Origin of the sequence: Brevibacillus sp. FSL K6-6036 (assembly GCF_037964015.1) — a bacterium.
GTDB lineage: Bacteria > Bacillota > Bacilli > Brevibacillales > Brevibacillaceae > Brevibacillus > Brevibacillus borstelensis.
Window position 1 is genome coordinate 2,539,316 of the sequence record NZ_CP150173.1, and the last position, 16,403, is coordinate 2,555,718.

Sequence of the window (16,403 nt, forward strand, 5' to 3'; positions counted from 1 at the left end):
CCAAGTGTCATCCCTCCATTATACCGAAAACGGCCGCAGAAACAAAAACGGATCGTTTCACAAACCGTATGAGGCATCATCGAAACCATGCTGCGTGCCTTGACTATTTAGGAAAGTATAAGAAAATGGGAAGGAACGAAATCGAAAGAGGACGGTGCAGCGATATGCTGATGAATGAAAAAATCAAAGCCTCCGAAGTGGAGCTGACCGGACTTCAGGGAGAAAATCTGGGCATCGTTTCTACCAAAGAAGCATTGCGTATGGCCAAGGAGCTGAATGTCGATCTGATTTGTCTGTCACTGGCTACAAGTCCGCCGCCATGCAAGCTTGTCAGTCGGGATGAGTATCAACAACAGCGCGTCCAGGAAAAGAAAAAGGAGCGCAAAGCGGCGCAAGGCCATAAAACAAAGGAAATTCGTCTTAGTGCATATATTGAACAGCACGATTACGATACGAAAAAAAGGCAGGCGGAGCGAATCCTGCACTCCGGAGATGCCGTACAGCTATGCGTTCGTTTGGAGAAAAAAGAGACACAGCAGGCAAAAGAATTGATCGAGCAGCTTGTCAAAGAGTTGGGTCATTGCGGGAGACAGGAAAAGGGCATCCAGGTGAGCGGGAAGCAAGTGGTTGCCGTGCTTTTTCCTTGTTGAGAAATTGTATAGTTTGTTGTCGTATATTGTCAGTTAGCCTTGAACAGCGCACTTTTTCTTTACCATCCATTCCCTTGCAACTTTTCTCGACAATCCATCGTCAAGTATTCACCTGCTCATGAAGCGTATAGACTATTTCTGACAGAATCGTATATGACCAAAATTTACGAAAGTGACAGAAAAAAAACAGGACGATTCGTGACCGCAAACATCATGCATCCCGAAAAAAATCAAAAATCAAAATGAGTAATGGGGGAGTTATTTTGCATCATTTCAAAGTTTTATCGACAAAAACAGTAAAAAAAGGACTGGCAGGCGCTGTTATGGCCGGGCTTTTGGCGGTGTCGAATACCGGTTTGGCCGCAACTGCTCTTCCATTGTCCGATATTGCATCGAATGCTTATAAAGGAGCGATCCTGAAGCTGAATTATGCCGGAGTCCTGAAAGGCTATACGGATGGCACATTCAAGCCCGAAAAAGAGGTTACTCGTGCAGAGTTTGCCAAAATTGCCGTGTTGGCAATGGGATACACCGACGAGCAAGCCAAGCTGATGCAAGGAAAAACAGCGTTTAAAGACCTGCCGGCGGATCACTGGGCAACAGGCTACATAAATCTTGCCGTTTCGCAGGGAATTATCAAAGGGTACCCGGACGGCACATTTAAACCGAACAATACCGTGAAAGTCGCAGAAGCTTTGACCGTTTATGTACAAGGCTTGAAAATCAGCGTACCGGCTTCGACTACCGGACAATGGTACTATCCCTATCTGCTCGAAGCCAACAAGGCGGGCATTTACGATTCAAAGGACGAACCGACTGCAGCAGCAAGACGTGATGTCGTAGCCAAGTTCACCGACTTCTTCATGGAGACGCCTGTTTACGCCAATGGCGCTTATTACGACAAGAACGGAAATGCAAAAGGCACGGTCCAGAAGCTTCCTGTCGTAAAAGGAACTGTCGATTCCTACGACAAATCTACAAAAAAACTGAAGCTGACCGGACAAAAAACAGAAGTGACGATCGCTGACAATGCGCAAGTATTCGGCAGCATCGTGGCAGGAGCCAAAGTCGAGTACATCGTGAAAAACGGAAAAATCGCTTTCCTGAACGTAGTGACTGCTGACACCAATATCGTCGAAGGCATCGTGAAAACAGGCCTGAACTTCTCCAGCGCGGTTGGGGACGAAAAACAATTCAAGGCGATCGTAAACGGGAAAGAGATCATCCTGGAAGTAGAAAGCGGCGTAACGGTTTCCCGCTCTCACATCGGCAAGAAATTCGTGGCCGTTATGGATGAGGACGGAAAGGTAGCCTCCATTACCATTTCGGATAACGCAACGAGCGGTCTCGTGAAAAAGACCTCGACCGTTAGCGGCACAAAAGCGAAGAAAGAGATTCAAGTCGGCGATCAAACGTATGAATTGACCGCAAATGCTGTCATCAAGGGGAAAACTCATCCGCTGGCCAAGGAAGCAACGGGATCGTTCGCTGACATTGCCAAAGGGGACCTCGTTGAGCTGACACTGGATGTTGACGGAAAAGCGTCTGCTGTCACCTACACGAAGCTGAGCACGACACAAACGATCAAGGTCGATGCGGATGACAACGTGATCAGCTTTGACGGGTATGAATACGAAGTTCTTCAAGATACGAAGCTCTATGTCGACGAGGACAAGGTATCGGAATTGGATGATCTGAAAAACAACAGCGTTGCCGTTCTCACCTTTGACCAGGACGGAAATTTGATCAAAGTGGAGCAGGGCGTAGGCGTCTCGGAAGGCAAGCTGGTAGACGATACGACAGCATATGAAGGTCAGACGAAACTGGCGACGATCAAGGTTGACGGCAAAACCTACGACATCTTGGCAAACGCGAAGCTGACTATCGACGGAAACTCGGTCTCCGCAACAACAATCAAGGCCGACCAGTTGAATGATTACCGGATCGTCAGTTGGAAATACAATCTGGGAACCAATGATATCGTCGAGCTGACTGCTGAGAAGCAGACGGTAGTGGGCTATGTAACCGAGAAATCGGGTAAAACCATTACGGTGAACGGCAAGGATTATGAGCTTCTTTCCGGAGTATCGATTGATGACAATGCAGACACCAACGACAAAGAGTATACACTCGTACTGAACAACGACGGCAAGGTAAAAGCGGTGACTGGTGCTGCCAAAACACTCAGCGGCGTAGTCGATTCTGTAGAAGTGGTGAATGAAAACGGCTCGACCAAATCGGCCGAGATCGAAGTAAACGGCAAGACATACAAGGTCCTGAACGCGGATACGGTAGATGATGTCGACCAATTTGAGTTGGTTACACTGACAATGAACCGTGAAGGCGAAGTGACGAAAGCCGTTGTACAAGGCACTCTGACCAAGGAAGAAGAAAAGTTCATTGGAATTGAAGCCCGTGTAAACGGAGATAAATACGTCTTCTTCAACAACGTCTCCACGAGCATCAAGCTGTCGAAGGACGCAAAAGTGAAATACTACGACGGTTCTGATATGGATGAGGACGAAGTGAAGTCTTCCGATAAAGTCGACTTGTGGACGAATGCGGACGGCCATGTTTATCTGATCGTTGTAAACAAGCGATAACGGGTAGCCTTCCGTTCAGCAGGGAACAGAATATAGGGGAAATCAAAAAGATTCAGGATCGGGCTCATTTTTTGAGTCGATCCTGAATCTTTTTTACGTTGTACGACTGCCTCATGAAAGCAAGGGAAGCGTAAATGGTCTACGGTTATTATAGCTGCTGTCTTGTGGTGAATCCTCAGAGCCTTGAGCTGATAACGATGACAGATAGAATCAGGCAGATTGCCGCCGGCAGGATGGTGACAATCGGCTGCTCTGCTCGAAACAGATGGGCGTGGATCGCCCCCGCCATAAGAACGACAAAGAGTACCCCGGAGCCAATGGCCAAATACCGGTTCCATATTCCGCCAATCAGCGCCAGCGCTCCCACGATCTCAAGAATGCCGACAACGGACATGAACCAGAGAGGATAGTGATAATGGCTCCAATGCTCGACTTGAAACGGAACGCGTGCGAGCTTGATGATACCCCCTGACAAAAGAAACAGCGACAATACGGCTTGCATGATAATCAGTCCCACCGGTTATTCCTCCATTATGTTATTCTTTGGCCTTTGACTCCCGGGGCAGCATGCCGTACATGAGAACATCGACGACCTGCTTCGCCAATCGTGCTGGCGTTTGTTTACCCGGCAACAGGTGTGTAACCGTCAATCGCTCAATCATCCCGAGCAGACATTCCGCGACCGTCGCCATCTCCACATCGGCCCGAAAGTAACCCGCTTCCTGCTCGGCACGCAAGTTTTCAAGCAGGAGAGAAGTCAGATCTTCTTTGATCTGTTCCGCTTGCGGAGCAAGGAAGAGCCCGATTCGAGTCATATGCGGATTGCGGACGAGGAAGCTGAAAACCATTTCCAGCGCCTGTACGATCCGCTGCAGCAAATGCTCCGGCTCGATCCCTGGTTCCAGACGGATGGACGCCGTAAGCTCGCCCAGACCAGACCGAAAGTCATGGATGATTTCATCGAAAATGGCTTCTTTACTGGCGAAGTAGAGGTAAAAAGATGGCTGGGTCAATCCCGCCTGCTTTACGATCGTACTGATTTTTGTCTCGTGGAATCCCCGCAATGCAAATTCTTCCGCAGCAGCTTCCAGCAGCCGCTTCCGACTTTCCTTCCCTTTCCACCCCTTTTCACGAACCACAATAGCCAATCCTCCTCCACAAAAAGATACTCAAAAGTAATGTTACTTACGAGTAATGTAACAAAGGAATCAACTTCCAGTCAAGAAGATAGAGGGGAAAAAGAAAAAGCCCTTCCAGCTTAAGAGACTGGAAGGACAAATGTTTCGCCTTGTTCCTCAATGACGATGCGGTCTTTTTCATCGCTAGCTGCCGCAAGCAGCCGTTGAATAGGTTCCTCAACAGGCTCCTGGGAGAGAACGAACGTATTCCAATGGATGGGAACGAGCCATTTGGCTCCGCTCTGTTTAAACATCTCCCAAGCTTGCTCCGGAGTACAGTGGGCAGCTTGATATGCATCGGGCTTATAGGCACCTATCGGCATAAAGGCAATGTCAATGCTTCCAAAAGCACGAGGAAGTTCCTCAAATGATGTGTAGGCCGTGTCTCCCGGATAGAGGATGCGTACCCCGTTTTTTTCAATGATGTAGCCGTTATAGCCATAATCTTTATTCCATGGAAAGCGGTTGCCCCAGTGCCGGACAGGGATAGCCGTAATCTTCACTCCGCTGGCAGTACGTACGGTTTCATGCGGAGCAATTTCTTCATACGAACCAAAAGGCATGCGGGCAATCAGTCTGCTGGTGTTTTTTGCAGTGATGACATGGATGGATGGACGAGCCAGCTCCCGCAAGCTGGGCAGATCGACGTGATCCATGTGAGCGTGAGAGATCAAAATAATGTCCACATCTCCGATTTCCGCAGAGCTCAGAGCGGGTGGCGTATAACGCTTCGGCCCAAAGTGAATCCCCGCGATGCGAAGCCCCAATTTTTCCCCAAGCACGGGATCAGTCAGAATTTTTGTGCCAAAAAGATTGATTAGAATGGTTGAGTGTCCCACCCAGGTAAACGTAACCTCTTCATCTTTCCAGGTTGCGGGCATCGGTTTATTCCGGATAGACCGGGATGGGGGTTTCGGAAGCCGGCCCATGTGGTACCAATAGCGGTACCCGATATAAGCCAGCAGGATGACGAAGAGCACAGCGAGCGCCCCGCCCAGCCACGATAACAATGTAGGTAGCATGCCAAAACTCCTTTTGCTTAGCATCGTAATCACTATAGCAACGACCCAACTTTGAAGTAAAGAGATCGATGTGCATTTTTTAGCCGCAGTATTTTCGTGATTGTGCCAGGCAGTGTAAATTCTTATAGATGATACATACCTCTTTCGAGTCTTGTTTATATTTGCTTTGAACTGATAACCGAACCTTTTCGGATGTCGGAACCAATATGTAGTGAAATAAGCACTAGGGGGCCGGCCGCCTATGACAGAAACAGAATTGCATGAGTGTATCCGCAGTACGAGAAGCGGCAACAAGGACGCTTTTCGCAAAATCTACGCACACAGCAAGGACTATGTGTACGGGACCGTTTCGCTGCTTGTCAACAACAAGCAGGATGCAGCTGATGTCGTCAGTGAGGTCTACGTAGAAGTGTTTAAATCGCTGTACCGGTACGACTTTGATAAACCGTTCCGATCCTGGATAACCGGTGTTGTTATCCGACAGGTACGCAACTGGAACCGGAAGCTATGGCGCAAATTTCGATTGTATGAACGAGGCAAGCTCATGGAGCTGCCTGAGCCGAGCCCAGATTCGGAATCACTTTTTCTGCGGCACAAAAATTGCAAATAATTTCCTCATTGAATCAAAAGAGGCCCATGCACTCAACTGGACTCAGCAAAAAGACGGGGCCGCTGTACTCTACACCATTACTTCAACATCCAAGAATGTTACCAAAGCGGATTTGCTGTCCATAGCAGATCAACTGAGATAACAAAGGCAAGAAAAGACGAAGCCGAACCGAAACAAGACGAAGCTGAAGCTGCTTCGTCTTGTTTCTTGTTTTGCAGGAAGTCGGGCGAGTCTTTCAAGTGCATATCCCCCTGATAGATTGCAAATAATTTACATACTACGATGGGGATATAGGTGTTGAAGATGAAGTTCATCAGGAAGTTTACTCAAAAGACAAGGACTAGCAGCAACCGAAACAGAGACGAGAACCATCAAGGTTCCGCCATAGATGACGGTCACCGCCCGTTAGACACAGACCTTGACATCAACATCAAAAGGTTTCGGGAAGAAACAGGAAACAGCCCTGATTTGAAAGTGCGTCAGTTTGAATTGGGGAGCAATCCGCAAATTCGGGTTGCGGCCATTTATAACGAGGGTCTGGTAGATCAGCCCCAGCTAAACGAATTTGTCATCCAGCCGCTGATGCTCTCCAAAGATAGGGGGCGCCTCTCCGAAGCATCCGGAGAGCAGGTCTTTCATTTTCTCCGAAATCACGCCTTGCCGGTCGGAGAAGTCGACACGGTTGAAAATTGGAATGAAGTCATGAACACCGTTATGGACGGGAACACAATTATTTTTATTGATCACTTCCCGGTGGCTATCGGCTGCAACACGTCTGGCGGAGAATGGAGAGGCATCGAAAAGCCTACGACCGAACTGTCGATCCGGGGACCGAAGGATAGTTTTAATGAATCCATATCGACGAATATTTCACTCATACGCAGACGGATAAAAAGCCCGAATCTCTGGTTGGAGATGTATCGGATCGGAGAAATCACCCATACCGATGTGGCTATTATGTACATGAACGGGATTGTAAGTGACCAAATTGTAGAAGAAGTACGACAGCGGCTGACCGGCATAAAAGTGGACGGGATTCTGCAGGCGGGGAATATTGAGCAGCTCATCGAGGATCAGACGATGACGCCGTTTCCCACTGTGTACAATACCGAACGTCCCGATCTGGTATCGCGCTACCTTCTGGATGGGAGGGTGGCCATCATCGTAGACGGGACCCCGTTTGTATTGTTGGTACCCGCATTGTTCACCCAGTTTTTCGTTGCATCGGACGACTACGCCCAACGCTATGACATCAGCAGCTTTATCCGCTTGCTCCGCTATGCAAGCTTCTTGATATCCCTGCTGGCGCCGTCCATCTATATCGCCGCTATCACCTTCCACCAGGAGATGATTCCGACTCCACTGCTGTTCAGCCTGGCCGCTACCCGCGAAGGTGTGCCGTTTCCGGCGCTGGTCGAAGCGCTGCTGATGGAGCTGAGCTTTGAGATATTGCGAGAGGCCGGCATCCGCATGCCGCGGGCGGTGGGCCAGGCGGTGTCCATCGTTGGCGCCCTCGTCCTGGGGCAGGCAGCGGTACAGGCAGGGATTGTCTCGCCCGCGATGGTCATTGTCGTCTCCATTACGGGAATCGCCAGCTTTTCCACGCCTGCGTACAATCTTGCTGTGTCGGCACGGCTCATCCGTTTTGTTCTGATGATCCTGGCGGCGACTTTTGGCTTTTACACATTGACACTGGCTATGATTGTTCTCGTTGCGCATTTGAGCAGTCTGCGCTCGTTTGGCATTCCGTATTTGAGCCCCTATGCCCCGTTTCAGATGGATGACCAAAAGGATGCGCTCGTCCGGCTGCCCCTCTGGATGCTTGCCACCCGCACGAAAGCGATAAACAAAAAGAACATCAAAAAGATGGAGCCAAGCGGACACTCGATGTTGAAAAAGCAGAATAACAGGCCGGAGGGGGAGCGCCATGAGGAGTAGAAGCCTGCTGATGATCTTGTGCATGGCCCTTCTGCTTTTGACAGGCTGCTGGAATAATCGGGAGCTTGGTACGCTGGCCATCGTTACCGCGATTGGATTGGACAAGGGAAAGAATCAGAATGAGCACGTCTTTTCTTTTCAAGTGGTCAACCCTTCCGCCGTGATTTCGGGAACGGTTGGGCAAGGGGACGAAAACATGGGGCCAGTCACCGTTTATACGGAAACGGGGGAAACCCTTTTTGAGGCCGCTCGAAAAGCCTCGCAAAAAGCACCGCGACGGCTTTTTTTCTCCCATGTTCGCTACATCATGATTGGCGAACAGCTAGCCCGCCAAGGCATCAACGGGGTGTTAGACTCTTTTGAGCGGTCCAATGAAATCCGTTTGACGGCCCGCTTGGTTATTGCCAAGGGCAGAACTGCCCAAGAAGTCCTGGCAATCGTCACACCGATGGAAAAGATTCCAGCAACAGCAGGGGTAGGCGCATTGGAATTTTCCGAAGAGCTGTGGGGAGAAAGCATCAAAATCGAGTTCGATGATGTAATCCGGGCTATTGGAAACCCAGGGAGAGAACCGATGATAAGCGCGGTCGAGCTCCTTGGAAATCCGCGAGCCGGCCAGCGTGTGGAAAATATCCAATTGACCAAGCCGGATGTTATCGAGAAGATCGGCGGGATCGGGGCATTTAGAACCGGGAAGCTGGTGGGTTGGCTGGAAGGAGAGCAAGCACGCGGTGTGAATTGGCTTCACGGCAGTTTAAAAAGCTCCGTTTTGATGGTCGATTGCGATGGAAAAAAGGATCAAGTCGGAATCGAGATTACCCGTTCCAAGACGGATATCCAAGGAAAGGTGGTTCAAGGAAAGCCGCAAATCACCGTAACGATAACGGAAGAAGCCAGCATTGCAGATGTCAAATGCGCCATTCATTTGTCCAGTCCAGCGGTCATTTACGAACTGGCAAACAAGCTGGAAGATAAAACGATGCTTCAGATCATGTCGGCCGTGAAAGCAGCCCAACAGTACAAAACAGATATTTTTGGATTTGGAGAAGTAATCCGCCGGGCAGACCCGAAGGCATGGGGGCATTTAAAGCTGGACTGGCCAGACCGCTTTTCCCAACTGCCAGTGGAGGTGAAGGTGAAAGCGTTTATCCGCCAGCCAGGGATGATCACTGAACCATATTTACTAAAGCGAGACAAGAAAGTCAGGAATGAATGAAGCGGGGGTGGGCATCCCACATGGAAAAAATCAGAATCAGTCCAAGACAATTGTTTTGCTTGATTGTATTATTTGAATTAGGCAGTTCACTGGTTATCCCCTTGGGAGCCGATGCGGGACAAGATGCATGGCTCGCCATTTTGGCAGGGCTGATAGCCGGTTTGCTTATTTTTCAGGTATACTTGTATTTGTATCGGCAATATCCTGCCATTCCTTTGACAGGCTACATACGAAAAATCCTCGGAAATGTCCTTGGGTGGCCCATTTCCTTGTTGTACGTCGCCTTTTTCATTTATGGGTCGGCTCGAATTACACGTGACATCGGCGATTTGCTGTTTAACTCTGTGTATGATGAGACCCCTTTGTTCCTGCTGCATTTTCTTATGCTTGCTGCCATTACGTACGTGCTGCACAAAGGGTTTGAGGTATTGGCCAGAACCGGGGAAGTGTTTTTCGGCATTGTGATGATATTGGTCTGTGTCGGCATCCTGCTGGTGATATTTTCGGGGATCGTCCAGTTTACGCTTCTTCAGCCAGTTCTGGAGAACGGATGGGAACCCATCTTTCAGGCTGTCGTGTCGCAAACCTACACCTTTCCGTTCGGACAGATCATCTGCTTTGCCATGATTCTTCCCTATCTGGCAAAGCCGGGGCGTGCCAGACGGGCGGGGATGACGGGGTTGATTGTAAGCGGGATCATTTTAAGCCTGATAACCGCTCTGGAGATTTCCGTTCTTGGCGCTGACCTCGTCCAGCGTTCAACCTTTCCCTTGCTGATCACTCTCAGCAAGGTGGATATTGCCAATTTCCTGCAAAGACTGGACGCGCTTGTCGTCTTTACCCTGATCATCGTCAATTTCTTTAAAATCTCCATCTTTTATTATTCGGCGGTCATCGGTGCTGCCGATCTGTTCAAGGTGGATAAGCTTCGCAGCCTGATCCTCCCGATCGGGGTAATCATCCTGTTCTCCTCCATGAATATCGCCGGCAGTCATGCCGAGCATTCTGTAGAAGGGGACTTTTATTTGAAATATACGCTTGAGTTATTCGTGACCGTCATTCCGCTGTTTTTGTTGGTTGGTTCCTTTATTCGCAGACTTCTCGGCAATCGCGGGGAAAGTGGCCTTTCCACTGAACAGCAGAGGTAAGGCGATTTATCGCTTCGTTTCTTTTGCATGCTTGAAGGTGTGCGCAAAGTGAAAGACAATCACGATCAATAGGAAAATGACGAGGATATATTCAGCGGGAGACATGATCCAGAACAGGTTTGCCAGATTTTGCAAGGATGCCGGAGCACCCAGGCCGATCAAAACATCCATTGCCATTGCAAATAGCAGAGACAGGATTGTCAGGAAAAGAAAGATCAACAAGCTTTTCATGGAGTCCACCTCTTGTGGAAGAGACATTACGCGTATTTTCTGCCAATCACCACGGATTATTCCCGCAAGCATGCAGGGAGACAGTCCGGGGCTCAGAGCAATTTAGCAAAGATAGAGGAGGGCTTCTCGTGAAATATCGCAGATTGGGAAAAACAGAGTTGAAGGTGTCAGTAGTCGGCATCGGGACATGGCAATTCGGCGGCGAATGGGGTATGGATTTCTCCCAGGAGGAAGCGGATCGAATCCTGCACAGAGCCAAGGAACTGGGCATCAATCTGATCGACACAGCGGAGTGCTACGGCGATCACTTGTCGGAGCGGTTGATCGGCGGCTTCCTGAAAAAGGATCGACGGGAAGACTGGGTGGTAGCGACCAAGTTCGGCCATCACTTCCACGACAAGTTTACACGGACGAACAACTACAGTGCAGACGATGTATTGAAACAGCTGGACGCGTCACTTCTGGCGCTGCAGACCGACTATATCGATCTGTATCAGTTCCACTCCGGTCCCGATGAAGCCTTTGACAATGACGAGCTATGGACGGTGCTGGACAAACAGGTGCAAGCAGGGAAGATTCGCCATCTCGGCCTCTCCATCGCCAAGAATGACAACATTCATCAGACAGGATCGGCCCCGAAGGTAACCGCCAAGACAATACAGGTCGTCTACAATCGGTTGGATCGTACCCCTGAGGAGCAGGTTTTCCCCGCGTGCATGGAGAATGACCTGGGTGTACTGGCTCGCGTCCCGCTGGCAAGCGGCTATCTGAGCGGCAAGTACAAGCCGGGTTCCGTCTTTGCCGAAAATGACGTACGCCATAATCACGACCAGGAGCGCGTTCGCTCTTTGCTGCAGCAGGCCGAAGAGATCAAGCAAAACGAAGTGCCTGCGGGTACGGACATGGCACAGTGGGCTTTGGCCTGGTGCTTGAAGCATCCTGCCGTCACTGCGGTGATTCCGGGATGCAAGAGTCCATCTCAGGTGGAAGCGAACGCCAAAGCGGCAGAGCTGGTGAACGAGGACCATCCACAAGCGTGGAAGGCGTGATTGGAAAACCAATGCCATTCCCGTTTGCAAGCAATAAAACAAAACTGTTTTTCAAGCGAGAGAAAAGTAGAAACAAGGTGGTGTTTTTTTGGGTACGGTAGATTTGTCTCTTTTGCCGTGGAATGTGTTCTGGGTGGGCATCGCGTATTTTAGTGTAACGGGAGTTCTTTTCTGCTTTGGCTTTCTTCATCTGTTTCAGAAGAAGACGAAAAGCGGAGTTCTTTTCATGGGCGGAGCCGCAATCAGCGCTTATTTCTTCTTGTCCTATTTATTTACACATCACATATAGCAGCGCCTCATGCGATCAAACAATAAAGGTATGGCATGGCCAGGTTGCCGTATCAGCGGAGGGTGAAAAAATGGACAAATAACGGTAGATGATCAGATTCAAAAAATGGAGATGAGCTTTTTGACCGTACAAAAAATCATAGAAGATGTTGCGAAACATTTGCAAGGCGTACCTGGCGTAGTAGGAATCGTATTAGGCGGGTCCAGAGCTAGAGGGACTCATCGCCCCACTTCCGACATCGACATCGGCATTTATTATGACGAAGCCGGTGGTTTTGACGCAGCCGAGATCGGAAAAATCGCCACGAAGCTGGATGACGAGCACAGAGAAAACATCATCACACCTCTGGGCGCTTGGGGTCTGTGGGTAAACGGCGGAGGATGGCTGGTCGTTCAAGGGTACCATGTGGACTTTATCTTTCGCGATGTGAACAGGGTCTCGCAAGTAATCGATGATTGCCTGTCAGGTTCTGTCACCGCGAATTACCAAACCGGGCATCCACATGCTTATTTGAATGTGATGTATATGGGCGAGCTGTCGATCTGCCGGATTTTATGCGATCCGGCCAAGAGACTAGCCGCTTTGCAAGCGAAAACCAAGCCGTATCCAAAAGCGTTGCAGCAGGCAATGATCGGGTATTTCATGTTTGAAGCATCGTTCTCTCTGATGTTCGCTGATAAAAACGTTGACAAAGATGATGTGACCTACGTGGCTGGCTGCTGCTTTCGGACGATTGCATGCTTGAACCAAGTATTATTTGCCAAGAATGAAGAATATTGCATCAATGAGAAAAAGGCTGCAATGATGATCGACCGTTTTTCTGTCAAGCCAAAGGACTACAAGGCCAGGATCGATCAGGTCATTACCTTGTTGTCTGTAGAGGAGGCAAGCACGAGAAGAGGGGTAGAGCAGCTTCGGGAGCTGGTAGCTGAAGTGGAGCAGCTATTAGGCAGCTAACAGTACCCGCTATTTGAGCAGAAAGCACCATGCGTATGGTAGTACTCGCCCAAGAATTTGGAGTGGTATTGGGTGCTAACACATTCTTCCGTTAAACGGTTCTGATTGGTTTTTATTAAAAAAATGGGCTACTTCTCAAATAGGGTGTCTATTTTGAGGTAGCCCATTCTTACATGTTAATGAAAAATTACCATTCAGGATCTACGGACATGATGACAGATGGAGCCTTAATTAATGTTTGCTCAATATCAGAGGATAAAGCAAAAAATCCCAAAAGCAGAACTGAACACAACAGCGTTAAGAACTTTTGCATAAAAAACTCCTCCTGTTTTATTAACTATGATTGCATATATCTGAGATTTTTTCTATGATCTCAGATGGAATACTTCTTTCGCTTTCCTCAATTGACTTCAGTACAAATCCGACACAATTCATTGCCTCTTTGTATTGACCAATTTGTTTGAAATGAGTTGCACTAACCAATGTGTGATTGATTCCTTCGTCAAACTTATCAATCGAGAAATTATAAAATCCCTTAAGTCTTAAATATTTTGCCATCTTTTCAATACGTCTTGGATTCTTGATGGGAACAGAAGGGAAGAAAGTAGCCTCGGAAGCAATTATTTCGTTTACTGTATTTGTGTCTCCGAGGCGCAAGCAATCCTCTATGAGATCGACTACAATAGATATTCGACGTTCCTTATCTACAGAATGGAGCAATTCTTTGTATAGACTGATTGATTTATCATACTGACCCTTCTTTGAATAGATCATTGCTTGTATATGGTCTTGTTTGAAATCAGCAAATTGACTGTTTTTGTATTCTTTCAGGTAAACCTCTGCCAAAGTTGTATCGTCTAAATACAGGTAGGAGCCGATGACCGCAGTTAAAGCTTCGGCCTTCATATGATTATCTGTATCAAAGGCAATTTTGCAAAAGTTTATGCATTCGTCGTATCTCTGTAGTGCGTAGGCATGTATTCCCATACGATAATAGAATTGAACGTAGTCGTGCGGATCTAGATGCTCAGTATAATGTGTTAATTCTATTCCACGCTGGTAAGTTTCTTCAAGGCGAACAAAATCATCTCGCTCTAGTAAGTATCTATCTAGTAATGCTTTGGCAAGGTATAGAGGTATTCCATGACTCCTTGAATAATTAATGATGGTCTCTAATAGCAGTAACTTCATTTTGGCATTATCTAAAGTAGTTGATCGCTGGAGAACAAAATCCAGAGCAATAAAGGTATCTATTTTGGGGGAATTAAATAAAGCTTGGGCGCTCTTTTGGGCTAAAGTTTCCAATTGGTTTTGGATGGATTCTTCTAGTAGCAGCTTTAATGTTTACGGATTGTCCGCAGTCTCAATGAAAGAACTAATAATAAATGGATAGGGAAGCTCTAGAACACCGCTGAGTTTCTTCCAGGTAGTAAAGGCTGGTTGCTTTGTTTCTCCCTTCTCAATTTTAGCAAGGACAGTCTTACTTACGCCTGATAATTCTGCCAATTGACTCAAAGTAATATTTGCCTTCTCCCGATACTGGTTGATCAAATCTCCAAGTGATAACAAAGACATTTCCACACCACCTATCAAACTCATTTACAATTAAACCTTACCATGTATGGTAAACATTGTAAATACTTGTCGATCAGCTGTTTTTGTTCGGTAAATCCGATTATGGCAGAGAAAAAATCCTCTGGATGAACCAAGGGGGATTGTTAAAAAGAGCAAATCCAAAGAGAAGCTTAAAAACCTCATGCGAAAGATAGCCTGTGCGGTCGGCAGCTCTCTACAGGAGCTAAGCCGGCTTTTTGTTGCCCTTTCATTCCATATCTGCAGGCAAATCATCTTATTCGCCGCTAAACTATTTATTAATTTCTTGGACTGGCTTACAATAAGTTTTGCAAAAAAGTTAGTGCTGTTAAAATTTGCAATGCTGTTAGACAAGGAGATGATCTCTGCAAAGAAAGAACAGTTTCATCTAGGTAGATCAGTTCATTTTGTCCTTAATAAGAATGCGAGAACAACTCAAAAAGCCGCTGGTCAACACCTGCATCATGCGGTGTCGCCTCAGACAAAGGGTTAGAAAGGTACGATCATGAAATCAATCGCAACCAAGGCTGCAACCAAGCAGACGACTCCAAAAGACTTCAATCTCTTTGTATTGACCTGGCCCATCTTTTTGGAATTGTTTTTATTCATGCTCATGGGCAGTGCCGACACCTTCATGTTGAGCGAGGTCTCGGACAATGCCGTTTCGGCGGTTGGAGCGGCCAATCAATATATTTTTATCGCCATCTTGATCATGGAGGTTATCGGAAACGGAGCTTCCATCGTGATTGCCCAGTATATCGGCTCAAACAGACGGGAAGATGCGGCGAGAATTTCCGCCATTGCCGTCACATTGAACCTGATGATCGGCGTTGTGATCAGCACCTGTTTCATCCTGTTTGGAAAATCCCTGCTCCAGTCTGTCAATCTGCAGGGGGAGATTTTGCATTACGCGCAAACCTACATTACGATTGTCGGTGGCGGGCTTTTTCTGCAAGCAGTCATCAATACGCTGGCCAGCATTATACGGACGTATGGCTATACAAAAGAGTCGATGCTTGTATCCTTGGGGATGAATGTCATTCACGTCATCGGAAATTACCTGTTGATTTTTGGCCATCTCGGCTTTCCAGAGCTGGGAGTGGAAGGTGCAGCGATCTCAACCGTTGTAAGCCGGCTCATCTCCCTCTTTATCTTTTTCTGGCTGCTATACCGTCTGATGGAAGTCAAGATCGCGGTCCGGGATTACTTCAGCTTTTCCATGGAATACATCAAAAAAATCTTGCGGATCGGCATTCCCTCCGCGTTTGAGCAGGTAACCTACAATGCGTGTCAGACGGTGTTTCTTTATTACGCGACACTCCTCGGGGCTGTCGAGATGGCATCACGGCAATATGTCATGAACATCTCTACGTTCATCTATCTGTTTAGCTTGGCTATCGGGATGGGGACGGCGATTATCACAGGCCGCATGGTCGGAGCCGGGCGGACCGAGGAAGCGTATAAGCGGGTGTGGCGAAGCTTGCGCTGGGGCCTGTTTTTAACCATTGCCGTTAATATTGTCATTATCCTTTTCCGAGTGCCGATCATCGAGCTCTTTACGGAAGATCGGGAGATAATCGCTCTGGCGACGCAGATCCTTTTGCTTAGCATACTGCTGGAATCCGGCAGGACGTTCAACCTGATCCTGATCAATTCCTTGCGCGCGGCAGGGGATGCCAAATTTCCGGTTTATATGGGGCTGCTGTCGATGGTCTGCATGAGCCTGCCGCTCGGCTATTATCTCGCATTTTCGCTCGATCTGGGCTTGGCGGGAATCTGGCTGGCGATTGCGGCAGATGAGTGGATGCGCGGAATCATCATGTTTTTCCGCTGGAGAAGCAGAGCGTGGGAACAAAAGTCTTTGGTGCATCCATCTGCGTAAAGCGGCTGACCGTGAAAAGATGGTAAGATAGAGATGG

General features: G+C 48.1%; 16 protein-coding genes. 10 read left to right on the forward strand and 6 right to left on the reverse strand.

Annotated elements, in window-relative coordinates; genetic code table 11:
* The first annotated feature begins 164 nt into the window (after positions 1–164).
* Both infC and NST37_RS12690 read left to right on the forward strand, forming a co-directional pair.
* Entirely contained in the window at positions 165–650 is a 486-nt protein-coding gene (infC, locus tag NST37_RS12685; RefSeq protein ID WP_031933039.1) for a translation initiation factor IF-3, read from the forward strand.
* 263 nt (positions 651–913) lie between these two features.
* Positions 914–3,253 (forward strand): S-layer homology domain-containing protein, encoded by a 2,340-nt coding sequence (locus NST37_RS12690; protein WP_039071431.1) that lies wholly within the window; start codon positions 914–916, stop codon positions 3,251–3,253.
* A gap of 175 nt (positions 3,254–3,428) precedes the next feature.
* Here the strand turns inward: NST37_RS12690 and NST37_RS12695 are convergent, their stop codons facing one another.
* From NST37_RS12695 to NST37_RS12705, 3 genes are all read right to left on the reverse strand, one after another.
* Positions 3,429–3,770, reverse strand: coding sequence for a DoxX family protein (locus tag NST37_RS12695; RefSeq protein WP_171506558.1), 342 nt, complete (start codon positions 3,768–3,770; stop codon positions 3,429–3,431).
* Positions 3,771–3,789: 19 nt separating this feature from the next.
* Positions 3,790–4,392, reverse strand: a complete 603-nt coding sequence (locus NST37_RS12700; RefSeq protein WP_024984841.1) for a TetR/AcrR family transcriptional regulator — start codon at positions 4,390–4,392, stop codon at positions 3,790–3,792.
* Between the two features lie 119 nt (positions 4,393–4,511).
* Positions 4,512–5,453: an MBL fold metallo-hydrolase gene (locus NST37_RS12705; protein WP_122958537.1), complete on the reverse strand. Its 942-nt coding sequence runs from the start codon at positions 5,451–5,453 to the stop codon at positions 4,512–4,514.
* Between the two features lie 241 nt (positions 5,454–5,694).
* Between NST37_RS12705 and NST37_RS12710 the strand changes: the two genes are divergently transcribed.
* From NST37_RS12710 to NST37_RS12725, 4 genes are all read left to right on the forward strand, one after another.
* Complete coding sequence (locus NST37_RS12710; RefSeq protein ID WP_052259727.1) at positions 5,695–6,063, forward strand: sigma factor; 369 nt, start codon at positions 5,695–5,697, stop codon at positions 6,061–6,063.
* A gap of 303 nt (positions 6,064–6,366) precedes the next feature.
* Positions 6,367–8,001, forward strand: a complete 1,635-nt coding sequence (locus NST37_RS12715; protein WP_243014753.1) for a spore germination protein — start codon at positions 6,367–6,369, stop codon at positions 7,999–8,001.
* On the forward strand, positions 7,991–9,217 hold the full coding sequence (locus NST37_RS12720; RefSeq protein ID WP_122958539.1) for a Ger(x)C family spore germination protein: 1,227 nt from the start codon (positions 7,991–7,993) through the stop codon (positions 9,215–9,217). The genes NST37_RS12715 and NST37_RS12720 overlap by 11 nt, the downstream gene beginning before the upstream one ends.
* Positions 9,218–9,237: 20 nt before the next feature.
* Complete coding sequence (locus NST37_RS12725; protein WP_339186741.1) at positions 9,238–10,365, forward strand: GerAB/ArcD/ProY family transporter; 1,128 nt, start codon at positions 9,238–9,240, stop codon at positions 10,363–10,365.
* A gap of 6 nt (positions 10,366–10,371) precedes the next feature.
* Here NST37_RS12725 and NST37_RS12730 read toward each other — a convergent pair whose 3' ends face one another.
* On the reverse strand, positions 10,372–10,596 hold the full coding sequence (locus NST37_RS12730) for a hypothetical protein (RefSeq protein WP_003386801.1): 225 nt from the start codon (positions 10,594–10,596) through the stop codon (positions 10,372–10,374).
* 128 nt (positions 10,597–10,724) lie between these two features.
* Here NST37_RS12730 and NST37_RS12735 point away from each other — a divergent pair, with 128 nt between their 5' ends.
* From NST37_RS12735 to NST37_RS12745, 3 genes are all read left to right on the forward strand, one after another.
* Entirely contained in the window at positions 10,725–11,645 is a 921-nt protein-coding gene (locus NST37_RS12735; protein WP_339186743.1) for an aldo/keto reductase, read from the forward strand.
* A gap of 88 nt (positions 11,646–11,733) precedes the next feature.
* The gene (locus NST37_RS12740) at positions 11,734–11,934 is read left to right on the forward strand and encodes a hypothetical protein (protein ID WP_003386797.1); all 201 of its coding nucleotides are present in this window, start codon (positions 11,734–11,736) and stop codon (positions 11,932–11,934) included.
* A gap of 111 nt (positions 11,935–12,045) precedes the next feature.
* The gene (locus NST37_RS12745) at positions 12,046–12,891 is read left to right on the forward strand and encodes a nucleotidyltransferase domain-containing protein (protein ID WP_339186787.1); all 846 of its coding nucleotides are present in this window, start codon (positions 12,046–12,048) and stop codon (positions 12,889–12,891) included.
* A gap of 333 nt (positions 12,892–13,224) precedes the next feature.
* Here NST37_RS12745 and NST37_RS12750 read toward each other — a convergent pair whose 3' ends face one another.
* Together NST37_RS12750 and NST37_RS12755 are read right to left on the reverse strand one after the other, a co-directional pair.
* Entirely contained in the window at positions 13,225–14,196 is a 972-nt protein-coding gene (locus NST37_RS12750; protein WP_339186744.1) for a transcriptional regulator, read from the reverse strand.
* 39 nt (positions 14,197–14,235) lie between these two features.
* Complete coding sequence (locus tag NST37_RS12755; protein ID WP_003386791.1) at positions 14,236–14,466, reverse strand: helix-turn-helix transcriptional regulator; 231 nt, start codon at positions 14,464–14,466, stop codon at positions 14,236–14,238.
* A gap of 523 nt (positions 14,467–14,989) precedes the next feature.
* Between NST37_RS12755 and NST37_RS12760 the strand changes: the two genes are divergently transcribed.
* Positions 14,990–16,366 (forward strand): MATE family efflux transporter, encoded by a 1,377-nt coding sequence (locus NST37_RS12760; protein WP_003386789.1) that lies wholly within the window; start codon positions 14,990–14,992, stop codon positions 16,364–16,366.
* Positions 16,367–16,403 lie beyond the last annotated feature (37 nt).